General features: G+C 47.5%; 11 protein-coding genes, 13 tRNA genes and 3 rRNA genes. 8 read left to right on the top strand and 19 right to left on the bottom strand.

The features are described 5' to 3' along the window. Nucleotides 1-62 precede the first annotated feature (62 nt). A complete protein-coding gene (locus E5260_RS05770; RefSeq protein WP_003643191.1) occupies nt 63-782 on the top strand; it encodes a hypothetical protein in 720 nt (239 codons plus the stop codon). 75 nt (nt 783-857) lie between these two features. Here E5260_RS05770 and E5260_RS05765 read toward each other — a convergent pair whose 3' ends face one another. Together E5260_RS05765 and mmuM are read right to left on the bottom strand one after the other, a co-directional pair. After that, complete coding sequence (locus E5260_RS05765; protein ID WP_003643192.1) at nt 858-2,354, bottom strand: glycosyltransferase; 1,497 nt, start codon at nt 2,352-2,354, stop codon at nt 858-860. Nucleotides 2,355-2,754: 400 nt separating this feature from the next. Further along, nucleotides 2,755-3,684 (bottom strand): homocysteine S-methyltransferase, encoded by a 930-nt coding sequence (mmuM, locus tag E5260_RS05760; protein WP_003643193.1) that lies wholly within the window; start codon nt 3,682-3,684, stop codon nt 2,755-2,757. A 113-nt stretch (nt 3,685-3,797) separates the two neighbouring features. Between mmuM and E5260_RS05755 the strand changes: the two genes are divergently transcribed. The 5 genes from E5260_RS05755 to E5260_RS05735 all read left to right on the top strand — a co-directional run bounded on the left by E5260_RS05755 (nt 3,798) and on the right by E5260_RS05735 (nt 10,091). Next, complete coding sequence (locus E5260_RS05755) at nt 3,798-5,180, top strand: amino acid permease (protein WP_003643194.1); 1,383 nt, start codon at nt 3,798-3,800, stop codon at nt 5,178-5,180. 331 nt (nt 5,181-5,511) lie between these two features. After that, nucleotides 5,512-6,486, top strand: a complete 975-nt coding sequence (hemH, locus tag E5260_RS05750; RefSeq protein ID WP_003643195.1) for a ferrochelatase — start codon at nt 5,512-5,514, stop codon at nt 6,484-6,486. After that, nucleotides 6,458-7,783, top strand: a complete 1,326-nt coding sequence (locus E5260_RS05745; protein WP_003643196.1) for an Nramp family divalent metal transporter — start codon at nt 6,458-6,460, stop codon at nt 7,781-7,783. The genes hemH and E5260_RS05745 overlap by 29 nt, the downstream gene beginning before the upstream one ends. A gap of 838 nt (nt 7,784-8,621) precedes the next feature. Next, nucleotides 8,622-9,458 (top strand): metallophosphoesterase family protein, encoded by an 837-nt coding sequence (locus E5260_RS05740; RefSeq protein ID WP_003643198.1) that lies wholly within the window; start codon nt 8,622-8,624, stop codon nt 9,456-9,458. 114 nt (nt 9,459-9,572) lie between these two features. Beyond that, on the top strand, nt 9,573-10,091 hold the full coding sequence (locus tag E5260_RS05735; protein WP_003643199.1) for a GNAT family N-acetyltransferase: 519 nt from the start codon (nt 9,573-9,575) through the stop codon (nt 10,089-10,091). 191 nt (nt 10,092-10,282) lie between these two features. On the opposite strand, the gene E5260_RS05730 is transcribed toward E5260_RS05735, so the two are convergent. Beyond that, nucleotides 10,283-10,804 (bottom strand): hypothetical protein, encoded by a 522-nt coding sequence (locus E5260_RS05730; RefSeq protein WP_003643200.1) that lies wholly within the window; start codon nt 10,802-10,804, stop codon nt 10,283-10,285. A 194-nt stretch (nt 10,805-10,998) separates the two neighbouring features. On the opposite strand from E5260_RS05730, the gene E5260_RS05725 reads away from it, so the two are divergent. Both E5260_RS05725 and E5260_RS05720 read left to right on the top strand, forming a co-directional pair. Further along, complete coding sequence (locus E5260_RS05725) at nt 10,999-12,072, top strand: hypothetical protein (protein ID WP_003643201.1); 1,074 nt, start codon at nt 10,999-11,001, stop codon at nt 12,070-12,072. A gap of 2 nt (nt 12,073-12,074) precedes the next feature. Next, on the top strand, nt 12,075-12,617 hold the full coding sequence (locus E5260_RS05720) for a phosphoribosyltransferase family protein (protein WP_003643202.1): 543 nt from the start codon (nt 12,075-12,077) through the stop codon (nt 12,615-12,617). Nucleotides 12,618-13,000: 383 nt separating this feature from the next. Here the strand turns inward: E5260_RS05720 and E5260_RS05715 are convergent. The 16 genes from E5260_RS05715 to E5260_RS05640 all read right to left on the bottom strand — a co-directional run bounded on the left by E5260_RS05715 (nt 13,001) and on the right by E5260_RS05640 (nt 19,156). After that, nucleotides 13,001-13,085 (bottom strand) — tRNA-Leu (locus E5260_RS05715). A gap of 55 nt (nt 13,086-13,140) precedes the next feature. Next, nucleotides 13,141-13,211 (bottom strand) — tRNA-Cys (locus E5260_RS05710). Nucleotides 13,212-13,233: 22 nt separating this feature from the next. Beyond that, a tRNA-Gln gene (locus tag E5260_RS05705) sits at nt 13,234-13,305 on the bottom strand. 7 nt (nt 13,306-13,312) lie between these two features. Further along, nucleotides 13,313-13,385: transfer RNA gene (locus tag E5260_RS05700), tRNA-His, on the bottom strand. Between the two features lie 5 nt (nt 13,386-13,390). After that, a tRNA-Trp gene (locus E5260_RS05695) sits at nt 13,391-13,464 on the bottom strand. Nucleotides 13,465-13,472: 8 nt separating this feature from the next. Next, nucleotides 13,473-13,555 (bottom strand) — tRNA-Tyr (locus E5260_RS05690). Nucleotides 13,556-13,560: 5 nt separating this feature from the next. Next, a tRNA-Phe gene (locus E5260_RS05685) sits at nt 13,561-13,633 on the bottom strand. 55 nt (nt 13,634-13,688) lie between these two features. Beyond that, a tRNA-Val gene (locus E5260_RS05680) sits at nt 13,689-13,761 on the bottom strand. Nucleotides 13,762-13,765: 4 nt separating this feature from the next. Then, nucleotides 13,766-13,838: transfer RNA gene (locus tag E5260_RS05675), tRNA-Glu, on the bottom strand. Nucleotides 13,839-13,859: 21 nt separating this feature from the next. Further along, a tRNA-Ser gene (locus E5260_RS05670) sits at nt 13,860-13,949 on the bottom strand. An 18-nt stretch (nt 13,950-13,967) separates the two neighbouring features. After that, nucleotides 13,968-14,040 (bottom strand) — tRNA-Asn (locus tag E5260_RS05665). A gap of 6 nt (nt 14,041-14,046) precedes the next feature. Further along, nucleotides 14,047-14,163 (bottom strand): 5S ribosomal RNA (rrf, locus tag E5260_RS05660). A 71-nt stretch (nt 14,164-14,234) separates the two neighbouring features. After that, nucleotides 14,235-17,155: ribosomal RNA gene (locus tag E5260_RS05655) — 23S ribosomal RNA — on the bottom strand. A gap of 159 nt (nt 17,156-17,314) precedes the next feature. After that, nucleotides 17,315-17,387: transfer RNA gene (locus tag E5260_RS05650), tRNA-Ala, on the bottom strand. Nucleotides 17,388-17,428: 41 nt separating this feature from the next. Then, nucleotides 17,429-17,503, bottom strand: a tRNA-Ile gene (locus E5260_RS05645). A gap of 86 nt (nt 17,504-17,589) precedes the next feature. Next, a 16S ribosomal RNA gene (locus E5260_RS05640) occupies nt 17,590-19,156 on the bottom strand. The 16S, 23S and 5S rRNA genes sit together here with 13 tRNA genes alongside, the layout of an rRNA operon. Nucleotides 19,157-19,397: the final 241 nt, after the last annotated feature.

Raw genomic sequence — 19,397 nt, 5'->3', positions numbered from 1 at the left:
TGACGGGAACTGCCCCGACCGGTACGATTAACTCATTATCCTAATTAGAGAGTGTTGACAATATGATTCGAATCGGAAAATTACATATTAAACGCGATTACATCGCCTTGGCGATCTTTACCATCGTTCAAAGCATCATTAGTTGGTGGGCCGCCCTCGATTACGGGCGCTCATTTCAAACGGCCTCATTTTCAGCCGCGCAGTTACCACTGATTGGCTACACCTTAGCCGTGGCCGCCGCGGTCTTCATTATCTTAGATCGGCGGATTGCTCCCCAGTGGAGCCTCATTGCAATTGGAATTACCGTGGCCTTTGCATTTACCAACATTATTGCCAAGGAATCCGAACTACTGTACCTGCTATTAACGTGCAGTGCGTGGTTGCTCGTGATGGCTGTTCCACGCTTCGGTATGCAAAACTACTTTGGTCTAGTCGTTTTCGGCGTCATCATGACGTTCACGATCCCAGTGGCCGTCTTCGATTTACAAAATAACTATTTATCAACTACTTTTCTCTGGAAGCTGACCCCCATGCTGGCTAGTTATGTCTTCCTATATGTTCCGAGCTTCAGCCGTCAACGCCAAATCAATCAACTGATTTCGGCCATCACCGGCCTGCTACTTGTTATCACCATCTTCCTGCAGCCGTTGACCTGGCAAACGATCGTTGCAATTCTCATCACGATTGCTGTCTGGTTCAGTCAACAGTCCTTTGGCCGTACTCGGTTACATCTCATGATCAACGTAGCCGTTCAGTTGGCACTGATTTTATTACTTTATTAATATCTAGATAACAACAAGGCGTCTACCTAGTCTCTCAAACTAGGTAGACGCCTTGTTTGCCCCTATCACCAGTTCTTAAAGTGCTGCTATTAACTGGCGCCACTTTTCAATAATCGTCTGCTTGCTGTAACGAGTTGCTGAATTGTAGGCATTCGTAATCAGTTGTGCTTGTCGTTCAGGGTGCTGTAAATACTGACGAACTTTCATTGTCAACTCATCAACATCATTGGGTGTCACTAAGTACCCGTTAACGCCATCTTCGATAATATCTTCCGGCCCGTACGCAATTCGATAGCCAATAACCGGCACGCCATAGCTTTCAGCTTCCATTGTGGCTAGCGAAAAGCCCTCTTCCACACTCGTCATTAAGGCGAGGCTTGCCCGCTGGTACTCTTCTGCCAGATTGGGCAAGAAACCCCGAATAACGATATTTTTTTCTAGATGATTGGCCTGAATAAATTGACGCATTTGCATTTCAATCTTTTGCCCATGCCCAAACAACTGCAAAGTCAGGTCGGGAAATTCACCAACTAACCGACGAACCACTTCCAGTTGATGTGGTAATTGCTTTTCTGGCGAATAGCGCGCCACACTAATAATCCGGTGCGGGTCACGACCATCAATTTTAACCGGATGAACCGTTGTATAGCCGACTGGAATCACGACAACTGGTGGTAAATTATCATAGCGTGCCAATAAATCACGCTTTTGATGCTCGGTCGACACAATAATTCGGTGAAATTGGTCTGGATGGGCTAGGACATACCGATAGACCGATTTCAAATGCCCACTTACCACGTCCTCACCAATCCGTAGATGCGTGCTATGTAAGACTGAACACACGCGAGTTGCGGGGCGCGTATGACCTAAGGCCGCCGCCGTTTGTCGGTTACGATCACAGAAATAGACGTCATCAGCAGTGGCCAATTCATTGAAGAAGAATGTCTGAAAAGCCTGTTCGGTATTGAAGAAAAAGTCTCTTTGTTGATAGTTCTTCAACGTAATCAGTCGTAGTTTTGGCTCTGGCCCGGTAATATCATACTGTTTGATAATTTTGACTTGCCCTTGTAAATCATAATACACTTCTGTGTGCACTTCCTGATGTTTCACTAAAAAGCTTGTCCGGCTCAGGAAGCCCCGGTTATCATAAAATTCGCGTCGGACTTTAACACCCTGATTATCAAAATAATTTACATAATCCAATTGTTGTCGCCCGGCGTCCACAAAATGAACGTACATCAAATATTGACCATCGGTATCCAGGACGCGAAAATCCGTCGTATTTGGAACCTGAATCACCTTAAAGTGACAAACAGCTTGCCAATAGTGCATCCAATCATGATGGATTTTAGTCACTGCTTCAGGCATCGTCCCCTGAAAGAAATCATACAAACTAAAGCATTTTCCTTCCGCACCAAAGCGGGCCGCATGCTCATGTAAACGCGGATTATAAGTGACATAGACGCATCGAGCCTGATAACCAGCGGCGTCAAATAGCGCCAGTCGGTTCAACTGTGCCTTTTCAATTCCCGTCAATTTCAATCCTAAACCAGTACCCACAAAATAATACATCACCTAGCCGTTCCCTTCTCAATCTGAAAAATCAACTCATCCTGTCACCGAGTTCAAAAACTTCGAGTACGCACGGACGATTGACCACTTCATCTGTTATATCTATACACTATCTTTACCCTACCATATTTTACGTTACTCGACCAAGATATGAACAGTTTTATTGACATACAAAAATCGCTAGTCGTGAACAACTACCGTATCAGCAGTGCCCGACTAGTGATTTTTCACCAGTTTCAATTAAATTGCTAGCCATACCTAGTGACGCTCAGCACGCTAGGTATTGTTTTGCTCAAATATAATTAAATCAATAATTAGTGTGTAACGAACACCCCAAGACAACTTAGATCTCGGAGACACGCCCACCATGAACTAAAACACCGTCATTTCTTAACATTTTTCAAAGCTTGGCGGAATCCGAAACACTGAGAGCCCGTGCCACCGTCGCAATATCCTTCGGCGTTGTGCGACAACAGCCGCCGATAATGCGGGCCCCGGCGGCTAACCACTGGGGGACAAAGGATGCAAATTGATGACTCAAATGAGTTTCTTGCCAAGTCTTCGTCACGGGATCATATTGATCACCAGAATTAGGATAAACGATCAACGGAACCGCTACAGCAGCCTTCAAAGTGGTTAACGCTGGTGCAATGTTTTCCAGCGTAGTGCAATTGACCCCCACAGCGACCACGTTCGGCTGGGCCGCCACCCACTTTGCGGCCACAGCTAATGACGTCCCATCACATAATGTCTGTGGATCCTTGATACTAAAGCTTACCCAGTATGGTTGTTGCGTCCAAGTGGTTGTGATTAGTTGTACCAAAGCCTGTACTTCGTCTAAACGTGGCATCGTTTCTAATGCAAGCACGTCCACCCCGGCGGCCATGATCAACGCCAGGCGTTCGCGGTGAAAGTCTTGATAGGCACTCGGCGTTAACTGATATGCACCCGTGTACTCACTACCATCCGCTAAGTAAGCACCGTACGGGCCAATACTACCAGCAATCACAGCATCCGTGACATGACTAGCATCACGCGCCGTATGAGCAATTGTCACCGCCTGTTGTATCAATTGACGCGCTTGTGCGGCAGCAATACCAGCCTGCTCAAATGCAGGCACGTTGGCCTGGTATGTATTAGTTGTCATGATTTTTGCGCCCGCATCCAGATAGCTCTGATGGACCGCTTGAATCGCATCCGGGTGGTCCAACATTGCCGTGGCTGACCACAGTGCGCTATTGGTTGCCACGCCCCGTTTTTCTAATTCCGTAGCCATCGCACCGTCCGAGACGACTGGGCCCCGGTTCAATTGTTCAGTTAATGAAAGCATTGCAATAATTGCCTTCCTTTCTACTTATAAATTATGTTATTCTAATAGCATTGTTGATTTTTTAATCATAGTCTAATCATATTAATTCTGCAAGTAAGGAAGGCCGGTACATTATGTCAAAACAAACCCACCTCAGTCGCCAGATGGAATCACGGCACGTACTGATGATTTCGCTCGGTGGCGTGATTGGGACCGGATTATTTTTAAGTTCCGGTTACACGATTCATCAAGCGGGGCCAATTGGGACCCTGCTCGCCTATACCATTGGAGCCATCCTCGTCTATCTCGTCATGCTCTGTCTAGGTGAGCTGTCAGTTGCAATGCCCTACACCGGGGCGTTTCACGTCTATGCGAAAAAATATATTGGTCCTGGCACAGGCTTTACGGTTGCCATCCTATATTGGTTGACTTGGACGATTGCCCTCGGTTCAGAATTTACAGCAGCGGGGCTCATCATGCAAACGTGGTTTCCGCACATTGCGACCTGGATCTGGAGCCTCGTCTTTATGGTGGTCATCTTCACCGTTAACGCCCTCTCCGTACGCTGGTTTGCGGAAGCGGAATTCTGGTTTGCCAGTATCAAAGTCATCGCGATCATTGCTTTTATTGTGTTAGGCGGACTGGCAATGGTCGGTATCCTGCCACTTCACGGTCATACCAGTGCCCCGTTTCTGAGCAACTATACGCGTAACGGTTGGTTCCCCAATGGTTTTGGTGGCGTCTTTACGACTATGCTAACGGTCAACTTTGCCTTTTCCGGAACTGAGCTAATTGGAATTACAGCTGGTGAGACTAAGGATCCGGCCCACACCATTCCGACCGCAATCAAAACGACCCTCTGGCGCCTGATTATTTTCTTCATCGGTAGCATGTCCGTCATGGCCGCACTGATTCCTTACAAACAAGCAGGTGTGACGCAAAGTCCATTCGTGCTCGTCTTCAAAGCGATTGGGATTCCCTACGCCGCTGATTTAATGAATTTCGTCGTATTGACCGCCATTATGTCGGCCGCTAATTCTGGCCTCTACGCGTCTACCCGCATGCTGTGGTCACTTGCGAACGAGGGAACCATTCCAAAGGTTTTCAAACGAACCACGAAGCGTGATGTGCCGTTAGTCGCCCTAATTACTAGCATGCTGGGTGGCATTCTGGCCCTATTGTCGAGTGTCTATGCCGCCGGTTCGGTGTACCTGGTCTTAGTATCCATTTCAGGACTTGCCGTCGTCATTGTTTGGATGGCAATTGCCCTTTCGGAGATCAACTTCCGCAAAACCTACCTGAAAAGTGGGCAGTCGCTTGATCAATTGACCTTTAAAACGCCCGGCTACCCGGTCGTCCCGTGGCTGGCCTTTATCTTAAGTGGGCTCTCTTGTATCTTGATTTGGTTTGACCCTAACCAGCGGATTGCCTTGTATTACACCATTCCCTTCGTGGCGATTTGCTATCTAGGCTACTATCTCAATCAACGTTATCGACGGACCCACGCCGCAAAGTAAGCCCGTTAGTCAGCTCAACTCACCAAGTCCACCCAGCAATCGTCTTTTGATGCTGACGACCTGAAAACGAACATGGTCATGGCTTTTGCTGGCATTTCTGAATCTACTTTTAAAGTACGATCCAGCCGACGACACCGATTTTTGAACTGCAACAAAACCAAATATCAATTTCAGATCTCTTGCTAGCCCGGCCAGTTGCTAGCAAGAGATTTTATTTATTTCAGCAGTAAATTGATTATCACTAGATAATCGAACAAATAAACCATTAACCCCGTATACAAGCTGACGATTATGCTATGATTAATTTATCAAGAGCATTGGAGGGGTTTCTATGCACCCAGGATTATTACTCGTCAATTTAGGCTCCCCAGCATCCCCACGGACTAAGGATGTCAAAACATACTTACAAGAATTCTTAAGTGATCCAAGCGTCATCGAGATGCCAGCCGCACTCTGGCAACCGCTGTTGCGTGGTATTATCTTACCGACCCGTTCTTGGCGTTCGGCCACCTTTTATCAGGATAGTTGGCTCCCACAAGGCTCACCATTAATCGTCTACAGTCAAGCCATCTGCCAACAAGTACAAGCAGCATTACCCGATTGGGACGTCCGACTAGCAATGACGTACGGTCAACCCGATATCGGTGCGACCTTGAAAGCCATGGTTGCTGATGGGTGTGAAAAGCCAATTATTTTACCACTTTTTCCGCAATACACCCAGAGCACGCACGGCGGCATCCATCGTCAAGTTGAAGCAACTGGATTACCACACACCTTTATCGACAGTTTCTACGACCAACCGACCTACATTCACTTACTAGCAACCAAAGTCTGGCAAAGCTATCAGGCGCATCATTATGATGCGGTCATCTTCAGCTACCACAGCATCCCCACTGCAATGGTCCGCCATGGTGATCCCTATCAACGCGAATGCGAGGCCACGACCAAAGCTGTGTTGGCGGAGCGACCAGAATTACCAGCTGATAAGGTCATTACGGCGTATCAGTCCAAGTTCGGACCGATGCCGTGGTTGAAGCCTTACTTAAAAAATGAGCTCATGCAGTTGGTCGAACTTGGCAAACGCAACGTATTAGTAGTTACGCCATCCTTTGTCGTGGACTGCTTGGAAACCCTCGAGGAAGACTACGTTCAAAATTATCAAACCTTTCGGGCAAGCGGTGGTGATCGGTTTGACTTAGTACCACCGATGAATAAGGATACCAGCTTCAGCCAATTTCTGGCTGACCTCGCTATCCAAAAGCAGGAGGCGTCGAACCATGCAATCACATCGTCATCAAAGTCTTGAAGAAATCAATCAGAGCGTCGCGGTTCCCGACGTTCATCAGACGGCCTTTTGGCGCAAATTTTTAGCCTATAGCGGTCCCGGTGCACTAGTGGCAGTCGGCTATATGGATCCCGGCAACTGGTTGACATCCCTAGCCGGTGGCGGTCAGTTTCAGTACCGGCTTTTAGCCGTGCTCGCATTAGCCATCATTGTCGCCATGTTCATGCAAGGCCTGGCAATCAGGCTAGGCGTTGTAGCCCGGCAAGACTTAGCACAAGCCATCGCTAGCAAGCTGCCCTGGCCCGTGCGTTACGCCGCGTGGATTTTAAACGAAGTCGCGATGATGGCGACTGATATGACGGGCGTAATTGGAACCGCAATCGCCTTAAAAATGTTATTCGGCTTACCACTACTTGCAGGAATTTTACTGACGATTGCGGACGTCTTAGTTGTCTTGTTGTTTTTGAGATTTGGCATTCGGCGTGTCGAAGTAATCGTCCTCGTCGCTATTTTGACCGTCGGCATTATTTTTGGTATCGAGGTGGGACGGGCCCACGTTCAATTTGGCAACGTGTTGCTCGGCTTAGTTCCAACACCATTGATCGTCAAAAATCATACCGCACTAGTCCTCAGTCTCGGAATCTTGGGCGCAACCATCATGCCACATAACTTATACTTACACTCATCGCTTGCACAAAGCCGGCGTTATGATTATCATAATCCAGCCCAAGTCACAGAAGCACTGCGCTTCGCCAATTGGGACTCAACAGTGCACTTGATTGCGGCTTTTCTCATCAACGCACTTTTGCTCGTCCTTGGTGGGACGCTTTTCTTCGGTCACACCAACGCGTTAGCGAGTCTGCAGGCCGTCTTCGATGGGTTAAAAAGTACCACCGTGGTTGGCGCCCTTGCTAGCCCGGTCATGAGCTGGTTATTTGCATTAGCCCTACTAATTACCGGCCTAATTTCATCCATCACTAGCACCTTAGCTGGTCAGATCGTCATGGAAGGTTATTTACACATCCGCTTACCGCTATGGCAACGCCGGCTGCTTACTCGCGCTGTCACGCTAATTCCGATTCTGATTATCGGTATGTTAGTCGGCTTTAGTGACGCTGCCTTTGAAAACTTGATCATTTACGCGCAAGTGGCACTCAGCATCGCCCTCCCCTTTACCTTGTTGCCACTAGTTGCGCTGACAAATGACGCCAGCCTGATGAAGGCCCACGTTAATCGCCCGGCGGTAACGTGGGTGGGATATGGACTGGCCGGAATTATTACGGTGTTGAATATTTATTTGGTGTATAGCTTGTTTTGAGATGAGATCCATTCACATAGCTACTTTGACTTCAGCACTAAACTAAAGGCCGTCAACCGCGAAGCATATACGCAGATTGATGGCCTTTTGATACTCCAACTCAATTATCGTGGATACTAATTTCCCAATTTTTAGCGATAAATAGTCATACCCCGCAATGTATCTTCTATCAGACAGTATCGCAACGTTATCACTAGTTGCTATGCTAGGTAAAAATTCCCCAGTACAACCCGCACCCATGAATCGCAACAGTCCCAATTGCTAAAATGACCATTTTAGCCAAGCTACATGCCCAATATCAATGGTGCTGGCTCGAATCATATTACTAAATAACATTGAAAAGACAACAAGACACTAGTCAAATTAATTGCCAGCTTTAGTCGAGGCGCATCCGTTACGTTAACTTTTTTGTAAGGTGTCATCATTTATCCAAAACCTCTTTCACAAACAATTAGTTTAACCACTATATTTAGAAGCAATCCATTCAGCTTAAACAATATCACACCATATGTAAGTCACCTTGAACTCTGGGCAATTACATGTGTGGTAACCCACCCGCATTCCATGTACTGATACAATTAAATGACACCAACCAAACTAATCATAAGGCACTATGGTAAAATAAAAACCGTGATTATCGCAAGGATAACCACGGCACGAAACGAATTGGCTTGAATATACGTGCTATATATTACTTCGTTTCATACCCATTATAACAGATAAAAGTTACGATGGCTTTTCATAGTGGTTACATTCATAAATTTTTAAAACCCACGTTTACCAGAATAAAACATCTCACCAGAGTTTAGATTACATAGTAGAAAGGAAGCATCTCAACATGGTAAAAATTGCAGTCCTATCTGACGTTCACGGTAACGCTACTGCACTCGAAGCAGTCTTAGCAGACGCCCAGAAACAACACGTTGACGAATACTGGACAGTAGGCGACATGACCGTTCGCGGGCCAGAATCGGAGCGCTGTCTCACCTTACTAGACCGCGTTCACCCCACCGCCTACGTTCTCGGAAATCACGAGGAAAACTACCAAAAAGTAATGGCAGCCAATCCCAACACGTTTACTAAACCCAAACAAATTATGGCAACGGTTCTCACCGCTTTTGATCGGCGCCAGCTGAGTTCGACACACTTTGAACGGTTACTGAACTTACCAATGACAGTCATCAAACACGTCGGCCCGTTAACCATCCGTCTCCAACACGTTTTACCGACCGTCGCTAGTGGACACGCGCTCGCACCAACTGCCAGTCAGGCCAACTTTGACCAAGCCGCTGAAGGCGATGTCGATATCGTCATCTACGCGCACACACACCAGCCCATCATGCGCTACGCAACCACGGGACAGTTGATTCTAAACGCCGGGACAGTTGGTCTTCCGACTGCCATTAATCCCCACCTACGCCAACCACGAGCAAACTACTTGCTTCTGACAATTGATGAGACTGGCCTCCAGCATGCTGATTACCGCGCCGTAGATTTCGATTGGCAGCGTGCTATCACGATTGCGCAAAATACCCACTTACCCTACTTCGAATTCTATGAACAAACTTTGCGGACTAATACTTACCAATATGCACCGAGTGCGGTCGCTGCTTATAATACGCAACATGACATGGCCCAAGAAGCGCGCAAGATTTTACTTGAAAATCGTCACTGAAAATCTCCTAAGAATCGGGAGAAAATAGTTTCATTTTTCTAAAAATTCTGTATACTTTTAAAAGTCGATTACTGCTTCGGCAGTCAATCGCTGTTCAAGAGAGGAGCTAGAATTATGTACTTTAAAAAAGCGACCCTCGATGATCTCGATACGATCATCGACATTCTGAGTGACGGCCGTAATCAACTTGCTGAAGCTGGGGTCAACCAGTGGCAAGGCGACTACCCGTCTCGCAAACAAATCACGGCCGACATCATGCAAGGATCAGCATACTTATTCAATGCCGACGACAACGCAACGGTCGGCGCTGTCGCTGTCGTGCCTTCACCAGACGAAACTTACGATACTGCGAAGGCCGAATGGTTAAATACCACGGCACCTTACGTCGTGATTCACCGAGTCGCGATTCATTCTAGCCATGCAGGTCATGGTTATGCCACTCAATTATTCGAAAAAATCATTGCTCATATTGCTGCGGATCATCCTGAAATCAAGAGCATCCGTATCGATACTCATGCCGACAATCAAGCGATGCAACATCTGATTGCAAAGATGAACTTCAAGCGAGTTGGCGAAATGGTCGGTGTATACCATGTCGATGACGTTTGCTACGTCTATGAAAAAATGCTCTAATTAATCTGAGAACCTGACCACTTGTGGCAGGTTCTTTTTTTACGATCAAATCCAATCAGTCATGCTAAATGACTACTCGTTTGCGGCAGTTGTCACAGCTAAGTCCTTTTGCTCAGCAAATACACAACGAGTGGCTGTTTGATTCTTATAACCGGCGCACTAGTTGCAGCCCGATTAAGACAAGCTTGGCTTCATTTTTGTAACAAAGTCGCCAGTGCTGCATACCGTTTGCGCCAGTCCAAAATAGTTAGCGACTCACAGGGTTGCGTTAATAGCCAATCCAACTGTGCTTGCCGGTCAGGCTGATCTAAGAAGACGTAACTCCGCGGCGTAACAAAGTTTTCAAACTGACGACGTAACTGTGCCAACGGAATGTTAGGTAAGGTTGTAAAAGCCGTAATCGGTAACGCCAATCCGACTTTAGCTCCTTCAAAATAAGCCGCGGTGGTTGTGGGCGCGTCATGCTGTAACAATGCGCCCACAAGCGCTAATTGTTCAGGCACGAGTTGCATGCCCTGATCACAACGCAAAAAGAGTTGAATTCCCCCATTAGCCCCTGTCGTATAGACAAATGCTTGAAACGGACGTGCAAAAAAACGCCGACGATATTCCAGAATCTTGGTGCCATTGATAATCGCTTGTGTTGGTTCTGGATGCAACGAAAATAATAATGTTGGCCGCTTTGGCAAGTAATAATCTTTAATCGTTGGCATGGTGCCACCCCTCCTTCACTAATTAGCACTAAGTATACCCCATTTGCGAGCGTGCGCCAACTAATCGTGATTCGTGAAAACACGAACTATAAATAGTTAGCAAACAATATTATTCTGACTTTGTCCTAAATTTGCTGGATTTAAACCCTAATCAGTCGTATATTATTCGTATAAACAAAAAAGGCGGTATTAATATGCATTGGTTGGCGGATCTATTGGCAGCAATCGGGGTCGTTTTAAACGGGATCCCACAAGGAATTATGGCGATGAGTCTCGGTTTTGCGGTCTTTCCGACTGCATTTTCATTCGGATTAGTTGGTTTAATCAACGGCGTGGCTAGTTCAGTTGCACCGGTTTCATTTCAAGCGGAATCCCTCGCACTAGTCGGGCACCTGGGACACGATTTACGCGAACGGTCGTCGATTATCTTTTTAGGTGCGAGTCTGATGTTCGTGATTGGCTTGACCGGTACTCTGCCGCTCATCGTTCATAGTCTGGGCAATCAGCTTATGGCAGCGATGATGGCAGGAGTTGGCCTGATGTTGGCTAAAATCGCGTTGCAAATGGCGCACGAACAACCCCAATTTGGGTGGCTGTCAATCGGCTTGGCGGGTGTGACTTATTTGATCAGTAAAGATTTAGTATGGACAATTGCCGTTTCAGTGATTGGAACCAGCTGTTACGCAGCGATGACACATTATCGCGTCGCACTACCGGAACATGTGACGACCCGCAAATTACAATTTGTCAGGCCACAGTTCAGTTTTAAAATCCTGCGAGGTGCTCTGAGTCTAGCTTGTCTTAATATCGGTGCTAACCTCTCGTACGGCTTAATTACTGGCCAAATGACGGGACAACACCCCAACCCGGTCAATCTAAATCTACTGACTAGTAGTCAGGCATTAGCAGACCTGGGAACTAGCCTTCTGGGTGGTGCGCCAGTAGAAACGATTATTTCCGCGACAGCCAGCGCGCCTGAACCAGTAATCGCGGGTATCCTAATGATGTTGATCATGATGCTGATTCTATTACTGGGATGGCTGCCAAAGCTGGGAAAAGTTGTGCCTAGCACTGCAATCGCCGGTTTTTTGTTTATCTTAGGGACCATTGTCATTTTCCCGGAAAATGCAACCACCGCTTTGCACGGCTCGTTAAGTACGGTTGCAGGCGTAACGCTCGTCGTGACCGCCCTTGTCGATCCATTCGCGGGGCTAATGACCGGGGCACTCCTAAAATTTGGTTTACCATTAATTGGATTGGGGTTATAAATATGCAAACTTATCAGTTAACATTAGGATCGCTGACACGGCAGTTACCATTGATTCGATTAAATGCCACGACTAGCATCGCCTCTTTCGTTCTATTGGGCGACGCTGAGCTGACCGGCTATGCTGCCCGTCAGCTCAGTCAACGGCTAACTACCACTAAATTTGATTATTTAGTCACGATGGAAAGTAAGGGCATTCCGCTAGCCCAGGCACTAAGCCAGGCCACAAACCACCCTCGCTTTATCGTTTTACGTAAGAATCGTAAGGATTACATGCAGCACCCGCTTATCGAACCGGTAAGCGCAATTACGACCAGCACCCCACAACAGCTAGTTTTAGACGGTACTGACGCCGCACTAATCAATCATAAGCGCGTTATCATTATCGACGACGTCATTAGCAGTGGGGGCTCGTTGACAGCTGCCAACGCCCTCCTACACCAAGCTGGCGCCCAAGTGGTCAAGCAGATGGCAATTTTAGCAGAAGGCGCCGCCAGCGAACGAACAGATATCGATTTTTTGGCACCGTTACCATTATTTGACTAGCTGCGGTTCAGAAACACATTACAACTCACTAGCGAGTCACAAAGCAGAACAAGCACCATGGACTTAAACCAACTACTTCAGTTATCACCGAGTGCAACGAGCAAGTTTTAGATGGATGGATTCGTTTTAAAGACCTACCATAATATGAAAAGCCCTATGTTAGCATGATTTATGCTAATACAGGGCTTTTCGATGCTTACGAGACTATTTCTACGTTCATATTCATGCAATGCTAATATTGTAAATTTATTCTTTGCAATTGGAAAATTCACCCAAAAATCATTTTGCCTATTTTCGCATGATTCTAAGAATACAAAAAAGCCGTTATATCAACGATATAACGACTTCTTAAAGGTACTTAGAGCTTCCTGAAAACCTCTTAGTACCGGCGATCGGGGTCGAACCGATACTCCCTCAACGGGAACTGGATTTTGAGTCCAGCGCGTCTGCCAATTCCGCCACGCCGGCAAAATAATAACTAGATGGAACATAAATCTGATCAGGATTATAACCTTTTCAGGAAAGGCGGTAACCGGATTTGAACCGGTGATGAAGGTTTTGCAGACCTCTGCCTTACCACTTGGCTATACCGCCATCATTTATTGCCCAAACCCAACTGGGTTAGCTGGATTCGAACCAGCGCATGATGGAGTCAAAGTCCATTGCCTTACCACTTGGCTATAACCCAATCAAAGGGCGGTAGGTGGGAATCGAACCCACGCGTGCCGGAGCCACAATCCGGTGCGTTAACCACTTCGCCACTACCGCCATCATGGCAGGGATAGTAGGAGTTGAACCCACACCGACGGTTTTGGAGACCGTTGTTCTACCATTAAACTATATCCCTATAAAGAATGGAGGGGAGTGGATTCGAACCACCGAACCCGAAGGAGCGGATTTACAGTCCGCCGCGTTTAGCCAGATTTCGCTACCCCTCCATAAATGGCGCGGGACGGAATCGAACCGCCGACACATGGAGCTTCAATCCATTGCTCTACCGACTGAGCTACCGAGCCATATCATTCTTCATGATGGAGTCTATTAAATTATTGATGAGTAACTCTCATCAGATGGAGGATACAGGGCTCGAACCTGTGACCCTCTGCTTGTAAGGCAGACGCTCTCCCAACTGAGCTAATCCTCCATAATGACCCCTACGGGATTCGAACCCATGTTACTGCCGTGAAAGGGCAGTGTCTTAAACCACTTGACCAAGGGGTCATATTTATTATATCTAACTAACGGAGAGTAAGGGATTCGAACCCTTGAAACAGGTATAACCCGTTTACAGCATTTCCAATGCTGCTCCTTCAGCCACTCGGACAACTCTCCATGGCTTACCGTAGATAACTCCGACAGGCGGGCTCGAACCGTCGACATCTTGATTAACAGTCAAGCGCTCTACCAACTGAGCTATGTCGGAATAATCGCATGGCAACGTCCTACCCTCGCAGGGAGCGATCCCCCAACTACTCTCGGCGCTAAGAAGCTTAACTTCTGTGTTCGACATGGGAACAGGTGTATCCTTCTCGCCATCGTCACCACACTATTGAGAAACTTGTGCTCTCAAAACTAGCTAATATCAAATATCTTCATATGCACCGGAACACCAATTACTTGGTTAAGTCCTCGACCGATTAGTATTAGTCCGCTTCATGCGTCACCGCACTGCCACTTCTAACCTATCTACCTGATCATCTTTCAGGGGTCTTACTTCCATAAAGGAATGGGAAATCTCATCTCGAGGTGTGTTTCACACTTAGATGCTTTCAGCGTTTATCACATCCATACGTAGCTACCCAGCGATGCGCCTGGCGGCACAACTGGTACACCAGAGGTATGTCCATCCCGGTCCTCTCGTACTAAGGACAGGTCCTCTCAAATTTCCTACGCCCGCGACGGATAGGGACCGAACTGTCTCACGACGTTCTGAACCCAGCTCGCGTACCGCTTTAATGGGCGAACAGCCCAACCCTTGGGACCGACTACAGCCCCAGGATGCGATGAGCCGACATCGAGGTGCCAAACCTCCCCGTCGATGTGGACTCTTGGGGGAGATAAGCCTGTTATCCCCAGGGTAGCTTTTATCCGTTGAGCGATGGCCCTTCCATACGGTACCACCGGATCACTAAGCCCGACTTTCGTCCCTGCTCGACCTGTCTGTCTCGCAGTCAAGCTCCCTTGTGCCTTTACACTCTGCGAATGATTTCCAACCATTCTGAGGGAACCTTTGGGCGCCTCCGTTACTTTTTAGGAGGCGACCGCCCCAGTCAAACTGCCCACCTGACACTGTCTCCCACCACGATTAGTGGTGCGGGTTAGAGTGGTCATACAGCGAGGGTAGTATCCCACCAACGCCTCCACCGAAACTAGCGTTCCGGTTTCTATGGCTCCTACCTATCCTGTACAAGCTGTACAAACACTCAATATCAAGCTACAGTAAAGCTCCATGGGGTCTTTCCGTCCTGTCGCGGGTAGTCCGCATCTTCACGGACAATATAATTTCACCGAGTCTCTCGTTGAGACAGTGCCCAGATCGTTACGCCTTTCGTGCGGGTCGGAACTTACCCGACAAGGAATTTCGCTACCTTAGGACCGTTATAGTTACGGCCGCCGTTTACTGGGGCTTCAATTCTGAGCTTCGCCGAAGCTAACCCATCCTTTTAACCTTCCAGCACCGGGCAGGCGTCAGCCCCTATACGTCATCTTACGATTTTGCAGAGACCTGTGTTTTTGATAAACAGTCGCCTGGGCCTATTCACTGCGGCTGATCTTGCGATCAGCACCCCTTCTCCCGAAGTTACGGGGTCATTTTGCCGAGTTCCTTAACGAGAGTTCACTCGCTCACCTTAGGATTCTCTCCTCGACTACCTGTGTCGGTTTGCGGTACGGGTAGTTAAGTACTCACTAGAAGCTTTTCTCGGCAGTGTGACATCAGACGCTTCGCTACTAAATTTCGCTCCCCATCACAGCTTGTCCTTAAAGTGAAAAGCATTTGACTCTTCACAAGACTTACTGCTTGGACATTCTAATCCAACAGAATGCACATCTTAGCCTCCTGCGTCCCTCCATTGCTCAAACGCACTTAACTAGTACAGGAATCTCAACCTGTTATCCATCGTCTACGCCTCTCGGCCTCGACTTAGGTCCCGACTAACCCTGGGAGGACGAGCCTTCCCCAGGAAACCTTAGTCATTCGGTGGATAGGATTCTCACCTATCTTTCGCTACTCATACCGGCATTCTCACTTCTAAGCGCTCCACAAGTCCTCACGATCTTGCTTCACCGCCCTTAGAACGCTCTCCTATCACGCGACCTAATGGTCGCATCCATGGTTTCGGTAGTATGCTTAGCCCCGGTACATTTTCGGCGCAGGATCACTCGACTAGTGAGCTATTACGCACTCTTTAAATGGTGGCTGCTTCTGAGCCAACATCCTAGTTGTCTATGCAACTCCACATCCTTTTCCACTTAGCATACATTTAGGGACCTTAACTGATGGTCTGGGCTGTTCCCCTTTCGACGGTGGATCTTATCACTCATCGTCTGACTCCCGGATATGAATCAATGGCATTCGGAGTTTATCTGAATTCAGTAACCCAAGACGGGCCCCTAGTCCAAATAGTGCTCTACCTCCATGATCCTAATTCCGAGGCTAGCCCTAAAGCTATTTCGGAGAGAACCAGCTATCTCCAAGTTCGTTTGGAATTTCACCGCTATCCACACCTCATCCCAGCAATTTTCAACTTACACGGGTTCGGTCCTCCAGTGCGTTTTACCGCACCTTCAACCTGGACATGGATAGGTCACCTGGTTTCGGGTCTATAACCTCGTACTCAAAACGCCCATTTCAGACTCGCTTTCGCTACGGCTCCGACTTTTTAGTCTTAACCTTGCACGGGATCATAACTCGCCGGTTCATTCTACAAAAGGCACGCCATCACGCATTAACGCGCTCTGACTTATTGTAGGCACATGGTTTCAGGAACTATTTCACTCCCCTCCCGGGGTGCTTTTCACCTTTCCCTCACGGTACTGGTTCACTATCGGTCACTAGGTAGTATTTAGCCTTGGGAGATGGTCCTCCCGGATTCCGACGGAATTTCACGTGTTCCGCCGTACTCAGGATCCTGAACTGAGAGAATTTGATTTAATCTACTGGGCTATCACCATCTATGGCGGATTTTCCCAAATCCTTCGACTATCAAGTTCTTTGGTAACTCAAATGTTCAGTCCTACAACCCCAAAGTGCAAGCACTTTGGTTTGGGCTGTTCCCCGTTCGCTCGCCGCTACTTAGGGAATCGAAATTTCTTTATATTCCTGCTGCTAATGAGATGTTTCAGTTCACAGCGTTTACCTCCAACTAGACTATGAATTCATCTAGTGGTAACAGTTGATTAAAACTGCTGGGTTGCCCCATTCGGAAATCTCCGGATCATAGCTTACGTACAGCTCCCCGAAGCATATCGGTGTTAGTCCCGTCCTTCATCGGCTCCTAGTGCCAAGGCATTCACCATGCGCCCTTGTTAACTTAACCTCATTTACCTAACGGTAAATGCGATTAATGAGTTTAGCGATAATTAAACTTCAATAAAAAACTCAAAAAACGCGGTGTTCTCGGTTTCATTATGAAAAAATATATTTGATATTATCTAGTTTTCAAAGAACAAGTTTCAATGACGACTAACGTCGTCAATGGAGAATAGCGGGATCGAACCGCTGACCCCCTGCTTGCAAAGCAGGTGCTCTCCCAGCTGAGCTAATTCCCCATGAGGTATTCAACTTATGGAACCAACTGGTTCGGTTCCAATGGGCCTAAATGGACTTGAACCATCGACCTCACGCTTATCAGGCGTGCGCTCTAAACCAGCTGAGCTATAGGCCCAAAAAACGCTTATTAAATTGAGAGTTAGACCTCTCAAAACTAAACAAAGTTTCGACGCGTGTGTAGGTTTCCGTAATATTCCTTAGAAAGGAGGTGATCCAGCCGCAGGTTCTCCTACGGCTACCTTGTTACGACTTCACCCTAATCATCTGTCCCACCTTAGGCGGCTGGTTCCTAAAAGGTTACCCCACCGACTTTGGGTGTTACAAACTCTCATGGTGTGACGGGCGGTGTGTACAAGGCCCGGGAACGTATTCACCGCGGCATGCTGATCCGCGATTACTAGCGATTCCGACTTCATGTAGGCGAGTTGCAGCCTACAATCCGAACTGAGAATGGCTTTAAGAGATTAGCTTACTCTCGCGAGTTCGCAACTCGTTGTACCATCCATTGTAGCACGTGTGTAGCCCAGGTCATAAGGGGCATGATGATTTGACGTCATCCCCACCTTCCTCCGGTTTGTCACCGGCAGTCTCACCAGAGTGCCCAACTTAATGCTGGCAACTGATAATAAGGGTTGCGCTCGTTGCGGGACTTAACCCAACATCTCACGACACGAGCTGACGACAACCATGCACCACCTGTATCCATGTCCCCGAAGGGAACGTCTAATCTCTTAGATTTGCATAGTATGTCAAGACCTGGTAAGGTTCTTCGCGTAGCTTCGAATTAAACCACATGCTCCACCGCTTGTGCGGGCCCCCGTCAATTCCTTTGAGTTTCAGCCTTGCGGCCGTACTCCCCAGGCGGAATGCTTAATGCGTTAGCTGCAGCACTGAAGGGCGGAAACCCTCCAACACTTAGCATTCATCGTTTACGGTATGGACTACCAGGGTATCTAATCCTGTTTGCTACCCATACTTTCGAGCCTCAGCGTCAGTTACAGACCAGACAGCCGCCTTCGCCACTGGTGTTCTTCCATATATCTACGCATTTCACCGCTACACATGGAGTTCCACTGTCCTCTTCTGCACTCAAGTTTCCCAGTTTCCGATGCACTTCTTCGGTTGAGCCGAAGGCTTTCACATCAGACTTAAAAAACCGCCTGCGCTCGCTTTACGCCCAATAAATCCGGACAACGCTTGCCACCTACGTATTACCGCGGCTGCTGGCACGTAGTTAGCCGTGGCTTTCTGGTTAAATACCGTCAATACCTGAACAGTTACTCTCAGATATGTTCTTCTTTAACAACAGAGTTTTACGAGCCGAAACCCTTCTTCACTCACGCGGCGTTGCTCCATCAGACTTTCGTCCATTGTGGAAGATTCCCTACTGCTGCCTCCCGTAGGAGTTTGGGCCGTGTCTCAGTCCCAATGTGGCCGATTACCCTCTCAGGTCGGCTACGTATCATTGCCATGGTGAGCCGTTACCCCACCATCTAGCTAATACGCCGCGGGACCATCCAAAAGTGATAGCCGAAGCCATCTTTCAAGCTCGGACCATGCGGTCCAAGTTGTTATGCGGTATTAGCATCTGTTTCCAGGTGTTATCCCCCGCTTCTGGGCAGGTTTCCCACGTGTTACTCACCAGTTCGCCACTCACTCAAATGTAAATCATGATGCAAGCACCAATCAATACCAGAGTTCGTTCGACTTGCATGTATTAGGCACGCCGCCAGCGTTCGTCCTGAGCCAGGATCAAACTCTCAAATTAATGATGAGTTCTAAAAAGCTCATTTAATGTTGTACTAAAATTTATTTGCTAGCGAATTGACTTCGCAAATGTTTTGCTCTTGATTCAAAATCAAGAGACCCTACACATTTGATTCGTCGAAACTTTGTTCAGTTTTCAAAGGTCTAAATCGTTCGTTGATTACCTCAACGCAACTATTAAAGTTTATCATCATCAGAACAAGCTGTCAACATCTTTTTATAAATTATTTTGAATAACTATT

Origin of the sequence: Lactiplantibacillus plantarum (assembly GCF_014131735.1) — a bacterium.
Classification (GTDB): Bacteria; Bacillota; Bacilli; order Lactobacillales; family Lactobacillaceae; genus Lactiplantibacillus; species Lactiplantibacillus plantarum.
This window is presented reverse-complemented; position numbering and strand designations above follow the sequence as displayed.